General features: G+C 44.2%; 20 protein-coding genes. 4 read left to right on the top strand and 16 right to left on the bottom strand.

Going from position 1 to position 22350, the window contains the following annotated elements; genetic code table 11:
- Positions 1-20: 20 nt before the first annotated feature.
- Together MJZ25_09085 and MJZ25_09080 are read right to left on the bottom strand one after the other, a co-directional pair.
- Positions 21-296, bottom strand: coding sequence for a hypothetical protein (locus MJZ25_09085; GenBank protein MCQ2124321.1), 276 nt, complete (start codon positions 294-296; stop codon positions 21-23).
- Between the two features lies 1 nt (position 297).
- Positions 298-1296, bottom strand: coding sequence for a radical SAM protein (locus MJZ25_09080; protein ID MCQ2124320.1), 999 nt, complete (start codon positions 1294-1296; stop codon positions 298-300).
- Positions 1297-1369: 73 nt separating this feature from the next.
- On the opposite strand from MJZ25_09080, the gene MJZ25_09075 reads away from it, so the two are divergent.
- Complete coding sequence (locus MJZ25_09075) at positions 1370-1852, top strand: hypothetical protein (protein MCQ2124319.1); 483 nt, start codon at positions 1370-1372, stop codon at positions 1850-1852.
- A gap of 814 nt (positions 1853-2666) precedes the next feature.
- Here the strand turns inward: MJZ25_09075 and MJZ25_09070 are convergent.
- Together MJZ25_09070 and MJZ25_09065 are read right to left on the bottom strand one after the other, a co-directional pair.
- Entirely contained in the window at positions 2667-3782 is a 1116-nt protein-coding gene (locus tag MJZ25_09070) for a transposase (protein MCQ2124318.1), read from the bottom strand.
- A gap of 283 nt (positions 3783-4065) precedes the next feature.
- Positions 4066-5052, bottom strand: coding sequence for an N-acetylmuramoyl-L-alanine amidase (locus MJZ25_09065; protein MCQ2124317.1), 987 nt, complete (start codon positions 5050-5052; stop codon positions 4066-4068).
- A gap of 57 nt (positions 5053-5109) precedes the next feature.
- Between MJZ25_09065 and glf the strand changes: the two genes are divergently transcribed.
- Both glf and MJZ25_09055 read left to right on the top strand, forming a co-directional pair.
- A complete protein-coding gene (glf, locus tag MJZ25_09060; GenBank protein ID MCQ2124316.1) occupies positions 5110-6276 on the top strand; it encodes a UDP-galactopyranose mutase in 1167 nt (388 codons plus the stop codon).
- Positions 6277-6351: 75 nt separating this feature from the next.
- Positions 6352-8073 (top strand): hypothetical protein, encoded by a 1722-nt coding sequence (locus MJZ25_09055; GenBank protein MCQ2124315.1) that lies wholly within the window; start codon positions 6352-6354, stop codon positions 8071-8073.
- Positions 8074-8147: 74 nt separating this feature from the next.
- Here the strand turns inward: MJZ25_09055 and MJZ25_09050 are convergent, their stop codons facing one another.
- Positions 8148-8531: a hypothetical protein gene (locus tag MJZ25_09050; GenBank protein ID MCQ2124314.1), complete on the bottom strand. Its 384-nt coding sequence runs from the start codon at positions 8529-8531 to the stop codon at positions 8148-8150.
- A gap of 50 nt (positions 8532-8581) precedes the next feature.
- On the bottom strand, positions 8582-11014 hold the full coding sequence (locus MJZ25_09045; GenBank protein ID MCQ2124313.1) for a hypothetical protein: 2433 nt from the start codon (positions 11012-11014) through the stop codon (positions 8582-8584).
- A 106-nt stretch (positions 11015-11120) separates the two neighbouring features.
- Here MJZ25_09045 and MJZ25_09040 point away from each other — a divergent pair, with 106 nt between their 5' ends.
- Positions 11121-14225 (top strand): hypothetical protein, encoded by a 3105-nt coding sequence (locus tag MJZ25_09040; GenBank protein ID MCQ2124312.1) that lies wholly within the window; start codon positions 11121-11123, stop codon positions 14223-14225.
- Positions 14226-14352: 127 nt separating this feature from the next.
- Here MJZ25_09040 and MJZ25_09035 read toward each other — a convergent pair whose 3' ends face one another.
- The 10 genes from MJZ25_09035 to MJZ25_08990 all read right to left on the bottom strand — a co-directional run bounded on the left by MJZ25_09035 (position 14353) and on the right by MJZ25_08990 (position 22288).
- Positions 14353-15204 (bottom strand): hypothetical protein, encoded by an 852-nt coding sequence (locus MJZ25_09035; GenBank protein ID MCQ2124311.1) that lies wholly within the window; start codon positions 15202-15204, stop codon positions 14353-14355.
- A gap of 55 nt (positions 15205-15259) precedes the next feature.
- Positions 15260-15412: a hypothetical protein gene (locus MJZ25_09030; GenBank protein MCQ2124310.1), complete on the bottom strand. Its 153-nt coding sequence runs from the start codon at positions 15410-15412 to the stop codon at positions 15260-15262.
- Positions 15413-15418: 6 nt separating this feature from the next.
- Entirely contained in the window at positions 15419-15616 is a 198-nt protein-coding gene (locus MJZ25_09025) for a hypothetical protein (protein ID MCQ2124309.1), read from the bottom strand.
- Positions 15609-16019, bottom strand: a complete 411-nt coding sequence (locus MJZ25_09020) for a hypothetical protein (protein ID MCQ2124308.1) — start codon at positions 16017-16019, stop codon at positions 15609-15611. The genes MJZ25_09025 and MJZ25_09020 overlap by 8 nt, the downstream gene beginning before the upstream one ends.
- 57 nt (positions 16020-16076) lie before the next feature.
- Positions 16077-16676, bottom strand: a complete 600-nt coding sequence (locus MJZ25_09015) for a TerD family protein (GenBank protein ID MCQ2124307.1) — start codon at positions 16674-16676, stop codon at positions 16077-16079.
- A gap of 2 nt (positions 16677-16678) precedes the next feature.
- Positions 16679-17245: a TerD family protein gene (locus MJZ25_09010; protein ID MCQ2124306.1), complete on the bottom strand. Its 567-nt coding sequence runs from the start codon at positions 17243-17245 to the stop codon at positions 16679-16681.
- A gap of 89 nt (positions 17246-17334) precedes the next feature.
- Positions 17335-18057, bottom strand: a complete 723-nt coding sequence (locus MJZ25_09005; GenBank protein MCQ2124305.1) for a TerD family protein — start codon at positions 18055-18057, stop codon at positions 17335-17337.
- A gap of 55 nt (positions 18058-18112) precedes the next feature.
- Positions 18113-20746: a calcium-translocating P-type ATPase, PMCA-type gene (locus MJZ25_09000; protein MCQ2124304.1), complete on the bottom strand. Its 2634-nt coding sequence runs from the start codon at positions 20744-20746 to the stop codon at positions 18113-18115.
- A 170-nt stretch (positions 20747-20916) separates the two neighbouring features.
- On the bottom strand, positions 20917-21744 hold the full coding sequence (locus tag MJZ25_08995) for a hypothetical protein (GenBank protein MCQ2124303.1): 828 nt from the start codon (positions 21742-21744) through the stop codon (positions 20917-20919).
- Between the two features lie 37 nt (positions 21745-21781).
- On the bottom strand, positions 21782-22288 hold the full coding sequence (locus MJZ25_08990; GenBank protein ID MCQ2124302.1) for a hypothetical protein: 507 nt from the start codon (positions 22286-22288) through the stop codon (positions 21782-21784).
- Positions 22289-22350 lie beyond the last annotated feature (62 nt).

Here is a 22350-nt window from a genome sequence, read left to right as displayed (position 1 = left end):
GCGGTTGCTGCTGGCGACCGTTAAATACTCATCTTGTCATAATCAGAAGTATCAAATACATCCAGTATATAATCGTCTTCCATTTTTAATGACAACTCCTGTCTTTCATCAAAAGTGACATCATTCATTACATCAATGGCAGCATTACTTTCATGCTTCAAGCGTTGACGCATGCCTTGGTCATAATATGCTCCACGCTTACAATGCTCATTTGTCTGGGTTCCCCAGCAATTTCTCCGGGTACGATGTGTTAGTCTATGCCCATCTGCCTTATTCTTCTTGTTTAGTGCAGTCATATTACCTCGCATTAAATTCATCATGCAGCATTTTTAATTTATTATTTAGGTTATCGTATAACACATGACTATAGATGATCCGCTCGCCGGATATGATATTATTATCGACTACTCTGGATATGTTATGCGCAATACCAATGTGTAATTTGTCAAAGTGTTTGTCATGCGCAAATTTAGGGACATTGCTGTAGTCCCCAAGATTATCCTGCGAAATTGTGTAAACCGCCTTCGTGGTAAACCCATATTTAGCCTTCAGCACGTCGATCAGCTCCATATTTTCTAGGAATGTTTCAAATTTGGCTCCTCGCATTGTCTTCTCGTAAACATCCTTTGTAGTTCCGTTGAAAGAAATGTGGATGGAGTCTATTGCATTCATCACATGCTGCGGCAATGAATTCCAGAAAGCATCATTCATCAACGTGCAATTAGACATCAATGTGATTTTAGCCGGTCCATCAAAATACTGCAATATGCGCCTATACCATGGTGAATGGCATGCTTCGCCGTCGCCTGATACAATGACCCGCTTTGCGTGCGGAATATACGCCTGAACGGTATTCATTGTCTCGACCATTGCATTAACGTCCAGAATATTTTCGTGGCCAATATCGATCTTACTAGAACGGCAAATCGGACATGTCAAGTTGCAACTGGGGTCGAAAGACACAATTAAGATCGGCGGGACATCTAATTTAGAATAGTCGCCATTTCTATACGCTATTACATCATCAGCAAATTCAGGATATTCAGCCTTCAGGCGAGCATCATCATAGAAAAACAAGTCCTGATGATTAAACTTATCGCACTTGACGCATCCAGAGTAATCATCGTTGGCAATCTTGCGTCGATACAAATCCCAATTAAAATTACCCCAACTCACCTGATTAGGCTTTTGGAGGCATTTAGCACGTTCTTCGTGGATCATTTCGCCGGCGTTACATGGCACCACAATGTGCGGGGTAACGTTAAGCGTTGTCAATGGATAAATACAGTAGCTCATGGGATGATATATAGCAAAATTTGGAATGAAATCAAAATCTTTGTATTATTAAACTTTTCCAAATGGAGGTGATATGTTTGATTCGGCAGCATTTAACCGTACTGACGCAGCAGCTAAGCAGGCATTTATACGTTTATTCTACCAATGCGAAAAATTCAGACTAAAAGATGGGACTTGGCCTAAATTAGTTGAACCGTCTGATCCGTATATCGAAGACTTTCAAGTATTTAATCATAACGGAAAGCATATTGCCAATGTCGAGGTCGAGGTAAAAGAGGTGTGGACCAAGTTCGAGTTCCCGTACCCGGATATCCAGCTTTTGCCACGCAAGCGGCATTTCTGGATCGACGACAAGGATCCTAGTAAACAACTGACCAAAACAATGTTCGTCATGTTCAATGCACCATTAACAAATCACTTGGCAATCTTATCGGACGACGCACGTAATGTGTATTTACGCAACGACAGAGTTTCCTATGGATCGAAGATATCCAGAAATGACGCATTCTATATAGCTAGACATAGCGATGTGCATTTTGGATACCTGTTCAACTGAAAAATCCATCGCTTCGGCGATGGACTTGTTGACGTGCTTGATTTTTCGTGAATATTTTTTATTCGACTGAACAACCCGGGTATGTAGGGTGGCGCCGTTGCATGACGCCTTTATGCGTTCAGCTCGTTGCCGTTTTGTTTCCTTGGCAGTTGGCATCGGTTCACCTCATAATTAACTGATTGGTATAACTATAGTTTATTAGTGGGGAATTTAGCGCCAACGCCGGCGGGGAGACCCCAATAAAAATCCATATAGGAATAGTTTTGGTTGGTCATCTTATTCCATGCTTCAGCCATCAATCTGCCCCACACACACGCTGAGTATACAAACTCGGCAGCTGAGTTCCGTCGTCAAATTCAATGACGGGGACCCCGTTACTGCCATATTGATGATACTGGGCATCGAAGCAATATTGGTGCTTAATGATATCGTGGACGACCGCATCCCATACGTCGTTGGTATCTGTACGTGGATCGTCAACAAGGTCCATGGTGTACTGAATCCATTTCGCTACTTTCATAGTAATTCCCTATTCGTCGTCGTTGTTATTCTTGAAAAACAAACATATGATGGTCAAAATAACCAGCGTGACAATGTATTCAAATTTATTTTTAATCATATTTACATCCTGTGATCAAAGGTTGGTTTGCATGGCATGATCCGTCCCGGATCAGACCATATTTTAAACTACTACACAATGAACTGTCTGTCATCCAGCTTTTCACGCACGTTCCGTGCCACGGTTCACCCTTGGACAACCATTGTTCATTAGACCTGAGCTTTTGACATACTCCCACGACTAAAGTCGTGGGATTCAGGGAGCTGCTACATACGAGCAACATGTCCCAAAGGTAGATGCCCCTACCTTACATAAGTTTCGAGCGGCATTCAGGTCTCTATCGTGATGACATCCGCATACTGGGCAAGTCCATTCACGGATAGACACATCCTTCAATAGATGGTTCTGATAGCCACATTCACTACATAGCTGTGACGATGGAAAGTATTTATCGGCATACATAACTGTCTTTCCAGTCTTATGTGCCACATACTCAATTATGACCAAGAAAGTGTTGAACCCGAAGTCATACATCGATTTCTTGTATTTCTTGGACATATTAGCTAAGTCTAGCGTCTCGAACACCATCACATCGTAGTCACGGCACATTTGCCGTGCCAGCTTCCAGTGCATGTCCAAACGCTGATTAGCCACCTTCTCATATAGCTTCTGCAATGTACGCAGCGAACCTCGTTTTCCTTTAGACCTACGGTATTTCTCCGATAAGTTCCTTAAAGAATTGAGGTTCTTCCGCAGTAGCTTTGGCATACTGCAATCATCGCCGTTAGAACTTACGAGAAAGTTATGCAGACTGAAATCAAAACCAACGATTTCACCCGATTTAATCCACTCTGTCTGTGTACATTCTTGCTCTACGACGACGTATATGTAGAATCCGTTGCTCTTGCGTTTGACGGTCAAGGTCTTGACATTGCCTTCGAAATCCCTGCTGTTCCAGTAGGGGAAGTCTTTCTTGCCTATCTTAACACGATTTAAACCATGGAACTTATATCCAGCTTGCTTCGTCGTGAACGAATGATATTTAGCCGTCTTCTGGAAGTGCGGTGGATTAGTCTTCTTCCCAGCCTTTAGATTGGAGAAGAACAACCTATATGCTCGGTCTATTCTATCCGTTATATCTTGTACGGCTTGCGAAGGAACCTCATTCCACTCTGGATACTGTCGTTTCAATTTGGTTAAGTGCTTCTGCAACTGATACTTGTTCAGCATCTTATGGTAGATGCCGTAGTACCTACGATGCAAAGCTATACAGTGGTTGTATATCCGACCAGCAATAACAAGTATTCCGTCGAGATACTTCAACGCATCTCGATTATACAGCTTGTACTTGTATGTCTTCAATTCAACCATAGATAAGCAAAATGTCCCCGAAACACTTAAAATTGGCAGTCAGCGTTCCGAGGACATTCTAAAATCTAACCTTGATAGGAGGACTGCCAAGAACTCTTATCATAAATAAGTTTATAACAATCTGCAAAAACTTTTCCTAGTTGGCAACCTGTTTCATCATCCCACGGCTAAAGCCGTGGGCTTTCCGTTAAGCGTAATCATTAGTCATCATTAATCCTCACCACCAATATAACAAAAAAAGCTCACGTCGTCAATACGTGAGCCTGTTTTGATTATCATTCCATTATTTCTGACGTGATTTAAACAACCCCAAAAGTATATCAAGGATCTTCTGAAGCACAGATTTTTTGACTGCGCTGGGTTCAGACTCCGCAGTTTTGTCAACAACAACTGGATCGCCGGCTGCATTCTCTCCAACTGTAAATTCATGCAATTCAGATAGTGGCTTATCGTCTGCACCGTGATCGGCGGCGACCGGTAATTCCGGTTCAGGTTCGGGTTCGGGTTCGGGCGGACATTCAACCGAAATCACTTTGTGGAACAATTCGTCATAACGGTTCTTTACCTGCAAAGCAATCTCAGGCGGCCAATCAAACTTGTCAGCACGAACGTCGCTGTGGCACATGATTCCGGTAAACAACTTTGCATCAGACGGAGAACCGAATACATTGCCGATATCTTCCTTAAATATGTCGGGGATGTCAAATTTATCGCATAGATACTTGATCAGATAGCATACCGAGTCGATCTGGCAGTCAGTCATCTTAGCATAATAGTCATATCCTCTGTACGACACATTCTCGATGAACGACGGGTCAGACGTATATGTGCTTCCGTATGCGTCGATGAACTTGTCCCCCTGCAGTTTCATAGGACCGTAATTAGAAATTTCTATGCCGATCGACATTTTGGACATAACTCCGTTTCCGCCGATAGCTGCCGAGCCCAAGTGGTATGACCAGTAATCGGGGTCGAACAGCTGATAGATATTGCCGTCACGAGCAACGACAAATGGTACTGACACATGGTTATTCGGTTTACTCAACGCCGAAATGTCACCCGGAAGAACCCCTGCAGTAAAGTGCAGGCAGATCTGAGTCTTTTTGGTTTTTGCCTTGTAATAATACGAATCATGCGGTGCTGTTAGTGGAGTGATGAAAACATCGCCACCTATATTTATTTTTTCGCCTGCAGTAAACTGGGTCGCAGCAGAGTCGATCAGCTTCAGGGCAAATGAATATTCACGGTCTGCAATTTTTTCGGGTGTCATACTATACCTCCTTGTATCTACAAGTGTTTATAACTATATTTTCTGTAGGAGTTTAATATGATAACAGAACCTTTAACAGTTGATTACCTTTGTGTCGGCGCAGGCATTACATGTGCCACAATCGCCAACCTTCTTGCCAACCAAGGATACAGCGTCCTCGTCTGTGACCGTAGGCAGCATGTCGCCGGGAATTGCTATACTGAACAGGTTAACGGTATACATGTGCATAAATACGGCGCCCACATATTCCATACCAGCGACGAGGAGGTATACAACTTTATCACATCCTTCGGCAAGTTCCATCCGTTTATCAACAGCCCGATCGCTATCACTAAGGGAGAAGATGGCCTACCAAAGGCCGTCAATATGCCGTTCAACATGAATACGTTCGCACAGATATTCCCTAACTGCGTGACGCCGGCGGACGCCACACGCATTTTAAATGCCGAACGCAAGATCGCCCATGTAAAGAACCCACGCAATCTGGAAGAGCAGGCAATATCAATGGTCGGCCGTACAATATATTCTTTGCTGATACGTGACTATACTGAAAAGCAATGGGGGTGCAAATGCACCGATCTTCCGCCGGATATTATCAAGCGTCTGCCTCTACGCATGTCCTACGATAACAATTATTTTAATGACACCTATCAGGTGATCCCTGACGACGGATATACTGCTATTATCCAGAATATGCTTACCCACCCACTCATCAGGGTGGAAACCGGCGTAGGCGGCGAACAAGCTAAATGCATGACAACAGTGCGGCACAGGACTTTTTATTCAGGATGCATCGATGAATTTTATGATTATGAATATGGTCATTTGGACTATCGAACTGTAAAATTTACCGACCGAGAATACAAGACTGAAAACAAGCAAGGCAATGCAGTATTCAACTATACTACACATTCTCAGAAATATACACGCACAATCGAGCATAAATGGTTCAACCCATCGGTAAAGACACCAACGACAATCGTGAGTACGGAATACCCGGCACCATGGAAACCCGGGGCAGAGCCATATTACCCGATCAACAACAGTGCGAATAATGAGCTGTATCGAAGATATGTCGAACTGCACAATTCATCCGAGATAATGCGTAAAAGTGTAAAGTTCGTCGGACGTTTGGGTACATATTCATACATGGACATGGACGATGCGATCAAGCATGCGTTTGCTATCGTAGAAGAAGAATCAAACATGCGCTTGCGATGGTAGAAGAAACCTGTTAACAATGAGCCCCGATTACGGGGCTTTTGTTATAAACTATAGGTACTCAATGAAGGTGATTTTATGATTATTGATATGTCCTATGATCTGCTCGACAAGTTCGATATGATATTCGAGTCAAAAAATGAGTCGAACCCCAACCAGCATATGTACAATGCGATGTTTGAGGCCGACACACAGACAAGTAAAAAGAAGAATACTGAAACAAATCAGGCGATAATGTCGGCCATTGAAGCTGCATTTGATACAACCAATACGCAGTCTGGAAATCGTGGCGCATTATTCCGCCAGATTTTTGGACAGAATGCGGATGCACACGAAATCACTGTAAATATCGGCGGGGAAGATTACTATATCGTGATGGACTCATCGGCTAAAAAAGCGATTTCGATCGATGACAATAAAATCACCCTGAACGTAAAGTATCTTGCTTATAATGCCAAGCAAAAACTAAAAAAAACAGAACTTGAAGAAGCCACACATATTACATCGAAAAATATCGATTCGGCCCGCAGTGTATTTCAGAAAGTTCTTAATGGCATGCTGGATTATACAAAAAATACTCTTCAGAACAATCCAGATGAAACTGTCCCGACTGCTGCAGAACGTGAAGAAATGGAACGCCAGAAGGAACAGGATAAGCAGAATCAGTATGCTGATCGCATTGGTGCCAATTATATCAGCGAATTGGATAAGGATCTTGCTGCAATCAAGGACGAACGCCAGTCCAACCCTGACATGACTGAGCAGGAGATTGCCCAGAAGAAACAGGAAGCTGTAGACAAGCAAAAGGCTGCAGTCGATAAAAATGTACAGAACAAACGCAGCAAACTCACCGAGGAACAGGGTGACGACATCAAGAAAAAACTTGAAGAATATGCTGATAAATATGACATGGGCGATGCCAAGAATGAGGATGTCCCTGATGAGTCCAGCGATGGGTCCGGCGATGATACGAAGCCAGATGCGGACGATACTCCGGAACCACCTGAACACGATGTGGACGAAGATTACGAGAAGCTTCGTGACCAATGGATTGCCGGACTGGATAAGCATCTTGAATACTTGGGTAAAAAAGAATATAAGACCGACGAGGAAGCAAACACAGCAAAAAACGACGTGCTGAAAAATAAGTTCTTCCCGGTAATCGAGGGCTATGCCAAGGACAATAAATTTAAAAAGCCTGAATATGCCGAACAGCTAAAGCAGGACCTCCAGAAGCATGCGGATGAATATAAGCTGAATACAGCCACTAATCCACCTGAAGCATCTGAACCGGGTAAGGATACCAAAGAACCCGAACCGGCCAAAGAACCCGCTAAGGACATGGATCAAAATGACATGCTGCGCTCAATGATCAACGATTATAAGCGAAACTACAGTGCAGTTGCCCGCAATGAAGCTGAGGACTGCATTGACGAAAGTAACGGCGACGTCAATGAAGAACAACTCAATGAACTTGTTGAAAAATACAAGGAGGCCGTCACAAAGCCCTATGATGGCAAGCTTGATGAAAATACTGAACATCAGATTGAACGATTCGTTCTTAAAGATATGAATAATGCAATCCGATACCGTCAAAAAGAACTTGGCTTTGGCCAGAATGGCCAGAATGGTCAGGACGGCGACGATCCGGGAGAAGATGACTTCACTATGGGCGGCGACGATGACAAGGATAAAGATCAAGATAAGAAAGAAGGCGGCGGTATTAAGGGCTATCTAAAACAGGCTTATAATGGTGTCAAGGGTGCTGGAAACAGCGTCATAAAGAATTATACCTTCTAACCAAGCTCGGTACAATTAAAATCGGCGAGTCCCAGATGGAACTCGCCGTTTTCATTTGCAGAGGTAAACTGCCGTTATTCTGTCTTTCCATCCCACGACACGGTGGCATTCGCTTCAGTGTAGGGGTCAGAATCATTGTTTTCATTGCCAAGCAGGATCAGATTGGTCTTCTTTTCGACATTCACATCAAACCCGTCGGCCCTAAACATATCAAGAATCTTGTACTGTGCGTCATATTCATCATCCGCATAGGTATCCGGCAATTCAGCACCATTTGCTTTGAGTTGTGACGCCATGGTTTCAAACATGATTTTCTTCATGATTGGGATATTGGCTTCGGTACGACCTGCTTTGGCGCCTTCCTGAAGACGTTCAAGCATATTTTCATACTTGGCTTGCGCACTTGACTTCGAACGTGCTGCAACCGCAATAGAATACATTTCACTAGCTTTAGACATAAAAATACCTCTGGGTCTAAATATAGAACACAGAGGCATATTTGTCAAGACTAATCAAGTCCCGGTATACTGGATGAATCTAGATGCTCATCATCGGTCGACTGTTCAGATTCACGGGAACCGTGTAGCGTATTGAACCATGAATTTTCGTAGTCATCCATGTTATATTCAGGTTCGGTGTTGGCAATACGATGCTTAAAATTGTGGATATGTTGCGCACGCATATACCACTCAACGAATGTCGGATCTAGTACAAAATTTCCGGCCTGATCCTTTTCGCCCAATGTAACCACATTGTCTCGGTGTCCACCAAACTGGCAATATACCTTAGGTTCCCCATTGTGATCATAGCATGCAATCAAATCACCGCCACTACCATTATTCAGTTTGACAGAATAACCGGCATATTTCCAGTGACTGTCTTGCCCAGTAGTGACATCTTCATCTTCCCAGCGTCTGGTTGTGAGGATTTCGCCCGGTACAATGACCTTTTCAAACTTATTAAAGGTGTTTGCGAACGCATTTACCACAGTCTTTAGTAATGCAAGCAGTTCAGTTTCCTGACCGAGTTCAAAGTGCGACATCTTTTCATCAATGGCAATATCAGTAGTAGTATCACCAGATTCACGATTACCCTTCCTGTCGATTTCACGATGCTCGCCCGTTGTAAAACGTTCATATTCATTGCAGCGTTTGTGAATCATGTTAGAGAATATTTTGTCATTATCATCCTGCGGGTCATCAATGATGTCAATGATGTTTCGTGCTATAGCCGAGTCATCATCATTGTATTGTTTTGTACTAACCGGGTCAAAGTCATTTATATGAGATCCGGTGTCCGATACTCTGACTATGCTAAGGCCATTACCAGATTCTGCCAACGCACGGAAGTTCAGCGGAGTGGCGGAGCTGAAATTGGATTTTATTGTTAGTGTGACCGCACATTGATACACAGTAGAATCAAATTTAGGTTCAACGTAAGCGAATTCATGCTTGTTGGCTTTCTGGAAATAACGTTTCAGGTCATAATAAGCCATATAGCATACTGCAGTCGATGCAAGTAATCCAATCGCATTCTTGTAGGACATGTTAAAATGCGGGATGGAAAACGACACACCATTACTATAACTAATAGAACGAATCACTGACGCTGCGCAGGCGGTAGATTTGTCTGTGATGATCAGGTAATCATCCGTAGACAACTGCTTATTGGCATACATTCCAAGCTTGGCAATCAATGTACCATTGCAATACATGTTTAATGTAGTATTACCCATGGTCATGCGTGCCTTAGGATTATCTGGATTCTGTATCATGGCCTGCGCCTTGCCAAGCATAACACGGTCGGATACCTCGAACGTCACCTTTGCGCCTGAATACATCGATGCCACCAAATTATTTACTTGCGTTTCGATACTTTCATATTTATTATGGCGCAACTGTCGAGGAAGCTCCTTGGGGTTTACATCATGGATCATTATGACATGTGTATCATTGGTGTAGCTAGGGGCGGCGTATGGCGTGTCAACGGCATTGTGCATGATATTAGACAGAACACCCTTTGTTTCGACATAATCGCCATTTTTATCAAACTCAGACTTACCAAACAATTCTTGGAATAATGACGCTGCACTTAATGACGTAAGATGCTTCACGACAACGTCCCCCGAACTGGCAAGCTTTTGCGGGTCATAAACCATGGTTCCGTCCGGCAAATAACTTCTTGTTCTGGTAATGTAACGATATATATGCAGTTCATTGTTGCTCGTCATTACACAACGATACAATTTTACGAACTCGACATTATGCGAATGTTCGGTCTGGTACGCCGCACTGATATCGAAATTAGCTTCAGTAGTAGCGTCAACAGTCTCGGTCAGCCATTCATAGCCCGGCGTATGCTTTCCGAAATGACTTAAATCAATCTGTTCGCCGGTTTCACGGTTGGTTACATAAAATGTTGTATTCTTTGCATCAGGCGGGACACATCCATAGATATTCCAGTAATTCTCCGGAATCAATTCATGGTCGCCGCTTTCAGCGTCACCATCTTCCTCAAGATCATCGTCACCTAAAGAACGCATGCTCGCATCAATTGATAGGATAGCTGTAGTTGCGTCAACAATCTTTTTAGCTATAGCACCGATAGTCAGTGTTCCCGGAATGCTAACTGGATTATATTTCTCTGACAGAGCTTCTATTGTCTGATCGCTAAGCATACGCTTGTTCGATGGACTGAGCGCAAGATCGATACTGGGTGTGCCGTCGTCAAACACAATTTTGGGGACTGCGTCGGTATTGTCGTTTGCACGCACAATAACCAGCTTTCCGCCAGAATTGACGTCGCCATTCAGGTTAATGTCGCCGTACACGATATTGTTAGCATTTTTATGCTGTGTAGACACCTTGACATTATTGAAACTATTCTGCAACGCAATCTTATAGGCCAAAAACATCTGCGAGTCTTTGATGATAGAATTCATGAATCAGTCCCTCGTAATATTCATTTACAGTTTATACGTTTTAGGGAGTAAAATATAATTTTGACGTATAAACTTAAAGCAAATATTTTAATGATTAGGAGTCATTATGAATTCACAATTCATCACAGCGCTGAAACGACTGGAAACTCCAGCCAACAAGACCTATCTTGAAGCCGTTGCAGCCATGTACAATACAATTTTCGAAGCAGCCGATGGTCAAGCACCGTCGCCCGTAAAGCCATCAGTTAAGACTTTTGAACTTTCCGGCGATACATCGTCTATCCCACAGGAAACCGTTTCACTTGTCAATGATTTGTTGGAATTGTGTGAACCGGTTTTAAACGGTTACTTGCAGTTGAAGCAATATGCACCTATGGCAACAAATTTGATGTTGCATAGTAGCAACGACAATGTTAATTTCTTTGTAAATGCAAACCAAGCTCATTTAGATGAAGGTTTCAAAGTATCTTCTAAAAATGCAACGGACGACCCGACTGTAATTCAAGCACTGTATCTTGCTGCATCCAAAATCAATACTGCCATTTTGGGTGATGTACTGAACGAATTCGTAGATATTGTTGATAATTTCAACATGGATCCTATCCTTAAAAATGCACATCGTTTTGACATAAATACCATTTATAAGCTGACCGGTGTGTCTAGCGATGACAATGAAAGTTCGGAAATCTTGAACAATATTAGCCAATCAAAGGACGCTTTGGACAATGCAGCTCATGCTCGTGCTGAAAAGATGCAAATTGCCGAGGCACTGAATAAAGAACTTGAACAGGCTGCAAAGACTGGCGCTGATACAACTAAGCTTCAGGCACAAAAATCCGAAGCATGGGCCGAGGTTTCTGTATACACCGACAATTATCGTCGAATCGAAGCTGCGTACAATAACGCACTGGATGCCCTGTCAAAAAGCATGACTCAGTTTGATACGTGGTTTACCACTGCGCTCAACGACATGAAGAATACAATCAACAACTTCATCGATGAATTGACTGACTGGGTGAATACAAACGAGAAGAACATCATCAAAGCCCAGACCGATCTCGGTTCTCGACAGGTTAATATTGTCGCTGCAAACACCGACGGCGAAAAGTCTGGAGTATTCCAATTCCGTGAAAATGACGAATCCGTGATTCAGGATGATATTGCTCGTGATAGCCGAGTAACCGAATATAATACAGCAACCGCCAAGGCAAGTCGCCTGCGTGATGGCGAAGCATTCCAGAATGAATGGGACGCAGCTATTAAGTCTGACGCATCGATCGTTCTGCAGGTGCCATGTAACTACGCCCGTGCAACTGTTAATGCAAGCGGCATTGACGTCGGCTTGATGGAAACCACGATCCAGAAGCTCAAGACAGTATGCTTGGCACGATTGAAGAAGGCCATTGAAAACCACCCCGGCCTTGGCTTGGAAGCATTTATTGACGAAAATGCTACATATGAAGATACATCAATCCTGTCTTCATCCAAGTTCCTTATTAACGAGGTGACTACACAGGACGGCGATACCACTGTTCCAACCGGAATCATCACCTTCACATTGAACGATAGTGAAGGAATGACTGAACAGCAGGCAAGCCAGCTCAATGAAATCATCAATGCTTTGGTTGCCGGCCTGACATCCCAGAAGAATTGTGTCCGTATCCACATGAATCCAAAGTTCAAGATCAGTGAAGATGCTGGTGCAGATAAGATGGGATCCGCCAATGTAACTGACCGTTTGCAGAATGTATATGATCCGGAACTTGATCCAGATAACAATCTTTATGCATATGTGGAATTGCCGAGTTCAAACATGGCATCCACCGTTGCTGATTTCATGCGTGATACCGTTCACACTTTTGCCATCCAGAACTTCGTGACAAAGGGTCATTCCAATGACTTCACCGTAACGACGGTTGGTCCCAAGAAGAAGACGGAAGCTCATCCTGAACGTGCCAAGAACATCGTACGTATTTCCTACAACGGTGTAATCGGTAAGAATATCACCCCGGAAACATCAACCCACTTGGCACTGCTGATTACTGCTACTGTTCGAGCAGCACAGGATTTCGCTGCAGACAACAGCAGCTATGTGCAGGGTGTTAAGTATTCCGAAGCTGTAGAAAATCTCATTAACCTCGATAAAAAGGCCCCGGGACGTTCACGCTATATTAACAAGCTGATCAACCCGGAACAGCTCAGCTTGCACGGATTGAATATCGCCCCGAACCAGAGACGCTATACCGCTTTCAAAAATGCCCGTAGTACTGCTGGCGAAAACTTTGGTATCGTCACTGCAACATCTAGTGGTGAACATTTCCTCCCGTACAATATCAAACTGGACCTGAATGGCGATAACAACCTGTATTCCATCGAAGACGTTCTGAAGGTAAATCCGGCAAGCAAGGAAGCTCTTGACAAGAAGGTTGCCGGAATGACTGATGAAACCGAAGCCAAAGATGCCATGATCGATTTCGAAATCCGTGCAGCTATGGCCAAGGCAATCACCGATTATCTACGCCGCACACCGGCTGAACAGGTGAAGAAAGATATTACCGAAACGGACGACTCCGCTGCATTCAGAACCAAGATTACCATGAAGACATCAGCAATTCTTAGTGCTAATGATACGCTCAAAAAATTGGCCCAATCTGAACTTGATGAGGAAAATTCGTTTGTACCGGGAACCAAGACTGAAGAACCCGAAGGCGACGAAGCACCTATGGTAAACGATGCATACGATGCCGACATGGAAGATGATTTTGAATCTATCAACATGTCTGGCAGTGGCCTGTTTGAGGCTAATGAACCGGATGCTGTCATGATCAATAAGCAAGACGCCGCATTTATCGACCGCACCAGTGATCTGATTGCCCGTGTCTTTATTGACACAGAAACATATCCGATCATTAAGTTCATGAACAAATTGCTTGAAGCCGATAGTGAAGGCAATATGCGTGAACGTGCAGATTCCTATGAAGACAATATCGACTACATTGGACAGATGGCACGTAAGCGTGAAGGCATGGTTTCTGATATGAACGAAAAGAATGCTGCAACCAATGGTTTGAAGCTCCAGCGTCCGACTACAGGTACTGCAGGAACCCGTCTGTTCGGTCGATTCGCCGACACAAAGACTATCCCGGCCTCTCAGAATACGGACACCAAGGCTCCTTCATCGCTAATGACCAAGCTTATGCGCAAAAAGTAATAACGATGACTCCTAACAAAAAGGCCACGTCGTAAGACGTGGTCTTTTTCATACGGGGAAATATTTAACTATTTCAATTAACGCAACTTCATCTTCCGAAAACGTCTAGGTCATATATCCACACCGACTAAATATCATGGACAATCCCGGCGTCAGTAACCATTTTGCCACGATCGACATACGGCAATTTCCTTACGTTCTTTCCATACAGGTCAAGCAACTTTATAAGGTTATACCGATGGTCTTCTAGGTATTCAATGAATTGAACGTGATTATATTTTTTGCCCGGACGCTCGTGCTCGATATGCCGTATACCATTATCGCCATTCGGCAATGCAATGACAGGGATTCCTGTATAAAAGCACAATAGTCCAATAAAACCGTCTTCACCACCCCATGTCCCGAGAAAATCTGACGGAAATACTTCCTTACGGTTATACAAAAGTTCATTTGTCGCCATCAAAGACTTTATGGCACCCAAGTTAAATCCGAAATTGCATGTCCAGACGACACCAGAATCAACGAAAAACACTTCCTGTGAAACTTCTGTAGGGTCATCAAAAAATAGCTTGATCGCTGAATTTGGTTTTTCACGTTGGTCTAGGCCACCATGTTTATCCTCTTTTCGCTTACCCACGGTAGTGACCGGACACTCTGAGCTAAGCACCGACTTATGAGCCGACACAAAATCCTTTTCGGGAATGCAGTCCCCATCAAGGAACACAATTGCGTCAAACCCATTTTCCAGCATGTATCCGATAGCCAATTCCCGAATGTATCCGGTAAGGAACTGATCTTCGCCCAGAACGCACTGTGGACGGCCTATGTAGGCCGGATAAGTGGTATTGCACATCAGCTTGATAAATGGGTGCCCAGAAAGCCTCCTAGAGGCCGTTATGCGATCTCTGCCTGAAGGACGGTCCATCAAATATAAAACAGCGTCAGGAAGCACGCTTTGCGCCTCCAGAGCACTGATCATATTGTCAAGATACTGGACCTGATCCTTGGATGGTATGGCAAGTAGTATACGCATGTTACTTGACGTCTTCGGTATTGTAGAAGATTGCATATTTGCCACCCATTCTCGTCGAATAGTGGGTGATTTTAACTTTATCCAGAGGAATGTTATTCTTATTCAAGAATTCATCAACCTCGTCAACACTTTTAACCGTTACATGAGCAACCATATTTCCTCACTTGAACTTTGCGATGATCTCACCATCTTCATTTACTGCATACGTTTTGTACACTTTCCCGGCAATGTAGCCGTTTCCTATAACCCGAATGTCGTCTACGTCAGCGTCATCTGAATGGACCACCTGCATACCACGGCCATTTATCATGACAATGAATTCGTCTCGGGTCATATCATATTCGCCGTCATCACGCATGACGCTTATCCTTCCATTTAGTAATCTTACGGTCAACCCATCCGCACAACGATGCACATAGGTATGCAATCAGAATGCCGACTTCGCCAATTACAACCAGTGCGGAATATACAGCCCAGTACGGGTGATCATGACTAAACGGATAGGCCGGGTTCTTGTATTCAGCACAAGTCATGTTCTTAATGATCGTTGTCTTGGATGTGTCATGCAGGATTACTGCATTTGATTCGTGTCGCACACCGTGAGTTTTGTCAAACTTGTCGACAGTAAATTCGGATATGCACTTCCCGTCGGTAATCGTCATGGTATTCAGTAGATACAGTCCGTATCCTGCCGGGATAAGGGCCAGCACAAATACCACCACAATAAGCTTTGAAATGATCATAGTTTTAGCGGATTTCATAAATACCTCAAAGAAAAGGCGACCCTTAGAGGGTCGCCACCCAAGAACTACTAGATTCTAGTCACCATTCTGGTAAGAATTCCCGTAGCGTTTGATGAACGCACCGAGACCTTCGTTGTAGCCAACACCTCTGGACGTGAATTTCCAGATACGGCCCTGACGATACAGCGTTGCCATAAGGATGCTAGTATTAGTAGAATAGTCTTCACTCAAGTCAAAGCGCAATTCTTCGTTGCCATCAACGACATTTTCGCCGTTTGTCGATACCAGACGAAGATACGCACGTTCAACCTGACCAAAGTTCTGCTTACGGGTCTTCCATTCATAAATGGTAACCACGATTTCAAGCTTGCTTACGTAACTCGGGATCTTATCGAAATCGATAAAGATTTGTTCGTCATCGGAAGAACCATCGCCACCAACACGATCATCGCCACCATGCCTTACGGCACCGCTGCTATGTTCCGGGTTGTTGTAAAACACGAGGTCTTCATCTGACTGCATCTTATCCTTGTCATTCAACAGGAAGACGGATGCATCCAAGTCAAAGTCAGCACCATCGAACGAATTGGCGGTCCAGCCAAGACCGACCATAGCATGAGTCAAGCCCTTGCTAAGTTCGATCTTGCCGCCTTTTTTAAGATTGATTGTACCCATGATTACTTGTACTGCTGAAGGAATGTGGACAGGTCACCCTTAATGCCTTCGCCGATAGCCTTCATTTTCCAGCCATCGTTATGACGATACAGGTCGGCCATGTGAATGGCGGTGTCGCCGGAGTAATCTTCAGTGAGGTCAAAACGGAGCTGTTCAGTATTGGCGCCATTTGTGGTGTCAACCAAACGAACAAACGCATTCTTCACCTGACCAAAATTCTGGTGACGTTCAGCGCCCTTATAGATGCTGACAACAACGGCAATCTTCTTAACGGTTGCGGGAACCTTGGAGAAATCCACGGTAATGACTTCATCATCGCCATCACCTTCACCAGTCAGGTTATCGCCACTATGGTCAATACCAATGCCCGGATGCTTGTTGTTGAAATACACAAAGTTGGATTCCTTGTCCAGCTTGTCGTTTTCGTTCAGGGCAAACACGGCTGCATCAAGATCAAAATCATTGCCATTGCCAGCCTTGCTGTTAACGTCCCATCCAAGTCCAACATTTGCGGTCTGGGTGGTCTTTTCGATGACGTGATTCACGCCTTTTTCCAAACTAATAGACATAGTTATAGTCCTGTTAAAAGTGAGAGTTCGCCTTATGGCATTACCCAATATAGGTTTTTTTAGGAAGATCTGTCAAGACCTAAAATGAATTATTTCCATTTTTTATTGGACTTGACAATGTAGGACACGGCGTCAGACACATAGTCAGCCTTCATGCACTGACCAATAGCCTTGAATTTCCATTCAGAGCCGGACTTGTACAATTCGCCAAGCACCAAGGCAGTAGCGGTCTGGTCCAGATCATCTGCAATGTTGTAACGACAAATTTCCTTGCCATTCTTTGTATTGTAGATGCGGATGTAAGCCTTGTCGAGATTGGCAAACGACTGTCTACGGGAAGACGCCTTGTAAATGTTCATGAATACGACAATGCGTGGCGCATTGACAACATTCAGGTTGATCTTGATGGTTTCATCATCAGAATCGCCATCCCCACCGACCAGACAGTCGCCACCATGCGTAATTCCGGTACCATTCTTACGGCCAAAGTAAACAGTGCTGTATTCCATGCAGGATCCAAACAGCGTACCATTTTCCTTGAGTTCGACACAGGACGCATCCAGATCGTATTCAAACTGGCTTTTTTCAACCGTAACGGTTTCTGTGTAAGTTTCCATGGTCTGTTCAAGCCCGAACCAACCACGGAGCTTATTCATGAAGCCCGGCGCAGGTCTAGATTTGGTAATGGTAGATGTGGCGTTCTTTGACTGCGATGCAATCAGCCAACCCATTCCGACAGTGATGTCTTCAAGCTTATTCGAGTCATCGCTCTTGGCGAGATCGATAACCTGATTCTTTTGCAAATTAATCATACGTTACCTTTGTAAGAAAAAAGGTGCCGGCCGTCCCGGCACCTAGTTATCCCTGTTACTTATTAAAAAGCTTTGCAATGGATGCAATAGGGATGATTGTGAATGACAATGCAGCGATAATCAGCCATTCAATTCCACCGAACGGCACACAACTGAACATCTTTGAGATTGTCTGGCAAACAGAGTTGTCAAACGAGCCGATATTGATGATCAGAGCCTGCACAATTGCGATGGTAAAGAGAACCTTCAGGAATCCCGGATTTTCCCTAAGACCGGAGAAAATCTTGAACTTGTCGGAACGGACATTGAACCCATTCCACAAGGCAGCCCAGATAAAGAATGCAAAGAATGCGGTATTCATCTGCGTTGTACTTTCAAAGAGACCAGTGAAAATCGGGAGCTTCAGGAATACAAATCCGAGTGCAATAATCCACACAGCCGGAACAATCACAGAACCAATCATGGACTTGTCAATGATAGAATCGTCACGGTTACGGGGCTTTTCAGTCATATAGGAATCCAATGCGGGTTCGGAACCAAGCATCATAGATCCAAGGCCATCCATCACGAGGTTCACAAACAGGAGGTGAACGACAGTCAATGGAGCTTCGACACCGAATACCGGTGCGAGCAGTGTTACACCAACTGCAGCCACGTTAATGGTCAGCTGGAACTTGACAAACTTGATGATGTTGTGGAAAATCGTACGGCCGAACAGAACAGCGTTCTTGATAGAACGGAAATTGTCATCAAGGATAACCAGATCGCCAGCTTCCTTGGCAGCTTCAGTACCGCTACCCATGGCAAAGCCAACGTCTGCACGCTTCAAGGCCGGGGAATCATTCACACCGTCACCAGTCATACCGCACACAAGGCCCAGTTCCTGTGACAAGCGGACCATACGGGACTTGTCGGTAGGAAGAGCTCGTGCGATAACACGGATCTTTGGGATAATTGCCTTAACGTCATCGTCGCTCATTGCGTTAAGGTCGGAAGAGGTAAGTACAATGTCGTTTTCGCTGGTTACGAGGCCTGCGTCAACTGCGATTGCACGAGCGGTTTCGATTCGGTCGCCGGTGATCATCACAACCTGAATTCCTGCACGGTTTACTGCAGCGATTGCATCACGGGCTTCTGGACGAACATCATCACGGATTGCAGCTACTGCAATCAGTACGAGATCGTCATGGATGGAGTCTTCGACGAGATCTTTTTCCGCATAGGCGAAAGCAAGCATTCGCATAGCCTTCTTAGCCATTTCGGTAATCTTGTCGTTAAGTGCCGTAGCGTCAATATCATGGATTACACCATTGATGTCGACAAAGCGAGAACACTTGGAAATCAACTTTTCAGGCGCACCCTTGTAATAGGTACGGCCGTTAGCAAGCTGAACCTGAGAGAACTTATTGGCAGAGTTGAAACCTTGGAACTTTACGGTCTGGGCAGCAAATTCGTGGAAACGATCTGCATTCAAGAACTTCATCAGAGCCTGTTCGGTTGCATTACCACCAAGAACCTTACCCATGCGATCAAACGATGCCTGAGTGTTGTTTGCAAGGCAAGCGCCGAGATCATTGCTCATTCCGGTAGATTTACCGTCACCGCTAAACAGTTCTACTACTTCAAGGTTACCCTTAGTAATTGTACCAGTCTTGTCGGAGTACAGGATATTCAGAGAACCTGCGGTCTCGATACCCTGTGCCTTACGTACGAGCACATTGTGGTCAAGCATTTTGGATGTGTTCTGCATAAGAACCAGAGAAATCATCAGAGGAAGACCTTCAGGTACTGCGCAGACAACGATCAGGATAGCCAGATCAGCAGCATTGATGAAAGTATTCAGTACATGCTGCCATCCAAGATCGAAGAACTCACCAAAGCCACCAGCGTTCACCACGCCCATAGCAAAGTAAAGCACAACGATCAAAGCAGCGGACACATATCCGAAGATTGAAATTTGTCCAGCAAGCTTAGCCAGCTTCACCTTCAACGGCGAGTCAACTTCATCACCAGCCATTTCTTCTGCCATCTTGCCCATCATAGTCTGAAGGCCGACACGCTGGATGACCATTTCGCCATCGCCGTCATACACAATCGCTCCACGGAACAGAGAAGACTTGTCAACGAACATGTCACCGGACATCTGTTCAGGCAACTTGGCATTCGGATCACCTTCCTTCTTGCATTCATCAGCTTCGCCATTGAGTGCAGAGTTGTCAACACGGAGTGAACCTTCAACAAGGACGCCGTCGGCAGGGATTTTATCGCCGGATTGCAGGTGAACTACATCACCTACTACAATTTCTTCGAACGGCAATTCGATGTATTCGCCGTCACGCCAAACCTTTGCGGTATCCTTCTTGGTACGGCTCTTCAGGTCTCGATACTTACCATCGGAAGACACGGCCGTCTTTGCTGAAATTGTTGCAACCAAGAATACGGCAACAAGGGTGCCGATCGGTTCATAGATACCCTGTTCAATACCAGCCTGCGGGAAGACCTTGGACGCTCCCCAGAGACCGATCATCAAGCCTGCAATCGCCAGCAGGATTCGGATCATCGGATCGCCAAAGGATTCCTTAAATTCGGCCCAGAAGGTTGTCGGTTCGGAGTCGGGAATGATATTTTGACCATGGTTAGCCTTGCTTACCAAGACTTCGTCACTAGTCAAACCTTTTTTCTTGTTCATATTGTTAACCTTTTGTGATATGAAATTAGACGGGAGTTTCCCGCATGTGTGAATATAAAAACTTGCTGCACCGCTGTCAAGACATATTTTAGAAAAAATTATTTTCTGGATCAATTAGTTGTTCTTTCGACCGATCAGGTGCAAACTTATTGTGCTGGTAGTTGACGTTATTATTCGATAATTTTCATAGTCCTGTAATTTATCGTTACACCGGAACGCTTAGCCAATTCATCGACAAGCGCCTTCAATTTTTCGATTTTGTTGGCAGTTTTGTCAACTTTTTTGCGGGAGGTTTTAGTTTTTTTATTACTAGCCTGTGCAGCAATCTTACTTAGCCTCTCAACAACCTCATCATATACACCAGCTGTTCGTAAAATCAGTTTTGCATCCCAGTAACTGTCGCTGTTGTTAATGAACCTGATACGGTCATCATTACTGCCGACAAAACTATCTACATACATTTGAGCGAGATTATCGGTAATAGGTGACTTTATCATCGATACCAGTATTTCTTTACCGACACGGTCTTCCCGGCGCCCGTCCCGGTACGGAGACCCATTTGGCCCGACCGACGGTCCGACACGGCTTACCCATGCACTACGCATTATATAATCCCAACCGTTATTAAATTCGAAACAAAACGATAATACTGTACCATAATACGCAAAAGTAAGATCATTCCACGCAATATATTTTTCACCGTTTAATCGATGCGACACCATATTGCAAAACACAAAATCGCCTAACCCTATTTCAATACCGTTAGAATCTGTGAAATCAAGATCAACCGTACAGGGGTGCGGTTCACTTGCCGATTCGGTCAAATATTTTTCCGATATTTCCTGATGATATGATACAACCGGATCTAAGTACGCATGGAATAAATACTTGATTTCAATCCCTGTACTTTTTACATCAATTTTCCAAGCGTCAATCGTATATTCACGCTGGGAAAAAATGACTTTATCGCCTATACTATATTTCAGACTAACTTGCATGGCAACAAATATACAAAATATGGTTATGATCGGCAAGTCATTTTAACTGAACATGTAAGTGTTCATTCACCAAGCCGGGGCTTTCGTGAATAACAATGAAATCATTGCCTAAATATTTTTTGACCCGATTATAAATTGCATGTCGGCGCCGGGCGGCATGAATGTCATTCAGCCTAAAGTCCAATGCCCGGCCACGATAATGAGCCGAATTCGGCTTGTGCCGGTCATAGTCATCGCCGCTTGTAATAGTCGGTATATAAGTTGCGCCTAGTTCGGCCTGATACGCACTGACAATCTTAGGAATAGATGCACGCAACTTATTATTCAACGTTTTTAGGTTAACGCCCGGCTTGACGTTATACTGAACGTCCATCTGGCTAGTAGGGATTAACGGGATATGCCGTACGGTTTCAATGACCGACGGAATTTTTACATGCGGGATATGCACGTTATTCGATATGGATATAACGATTATGGCAACGGCGCACACTAGTAAATACGGGGTAAGACGCTTTATACGTCTAAATAGACGGCTAAGCAGCATGTCTAGCGTAAGTATACCAGCAACAATCAAGCAAAATGTCGACATACATTCTCCAAAACAAA

Origin of the sequence: Fibrobacter sp., from assembly GCA_024399065.1 — a bacterium.
Classification (GTDB): Bacteria; Fibrobacterota; Fibrobacteria; order Fibrobacterales; family Fibrobacteraceae; genus Fibrobacter.
The sequence above is the reverse complement of the archived record's forward strand: the minus strand, read 5'-3'. Positions and strand labels throughout refer to the sequence as shown.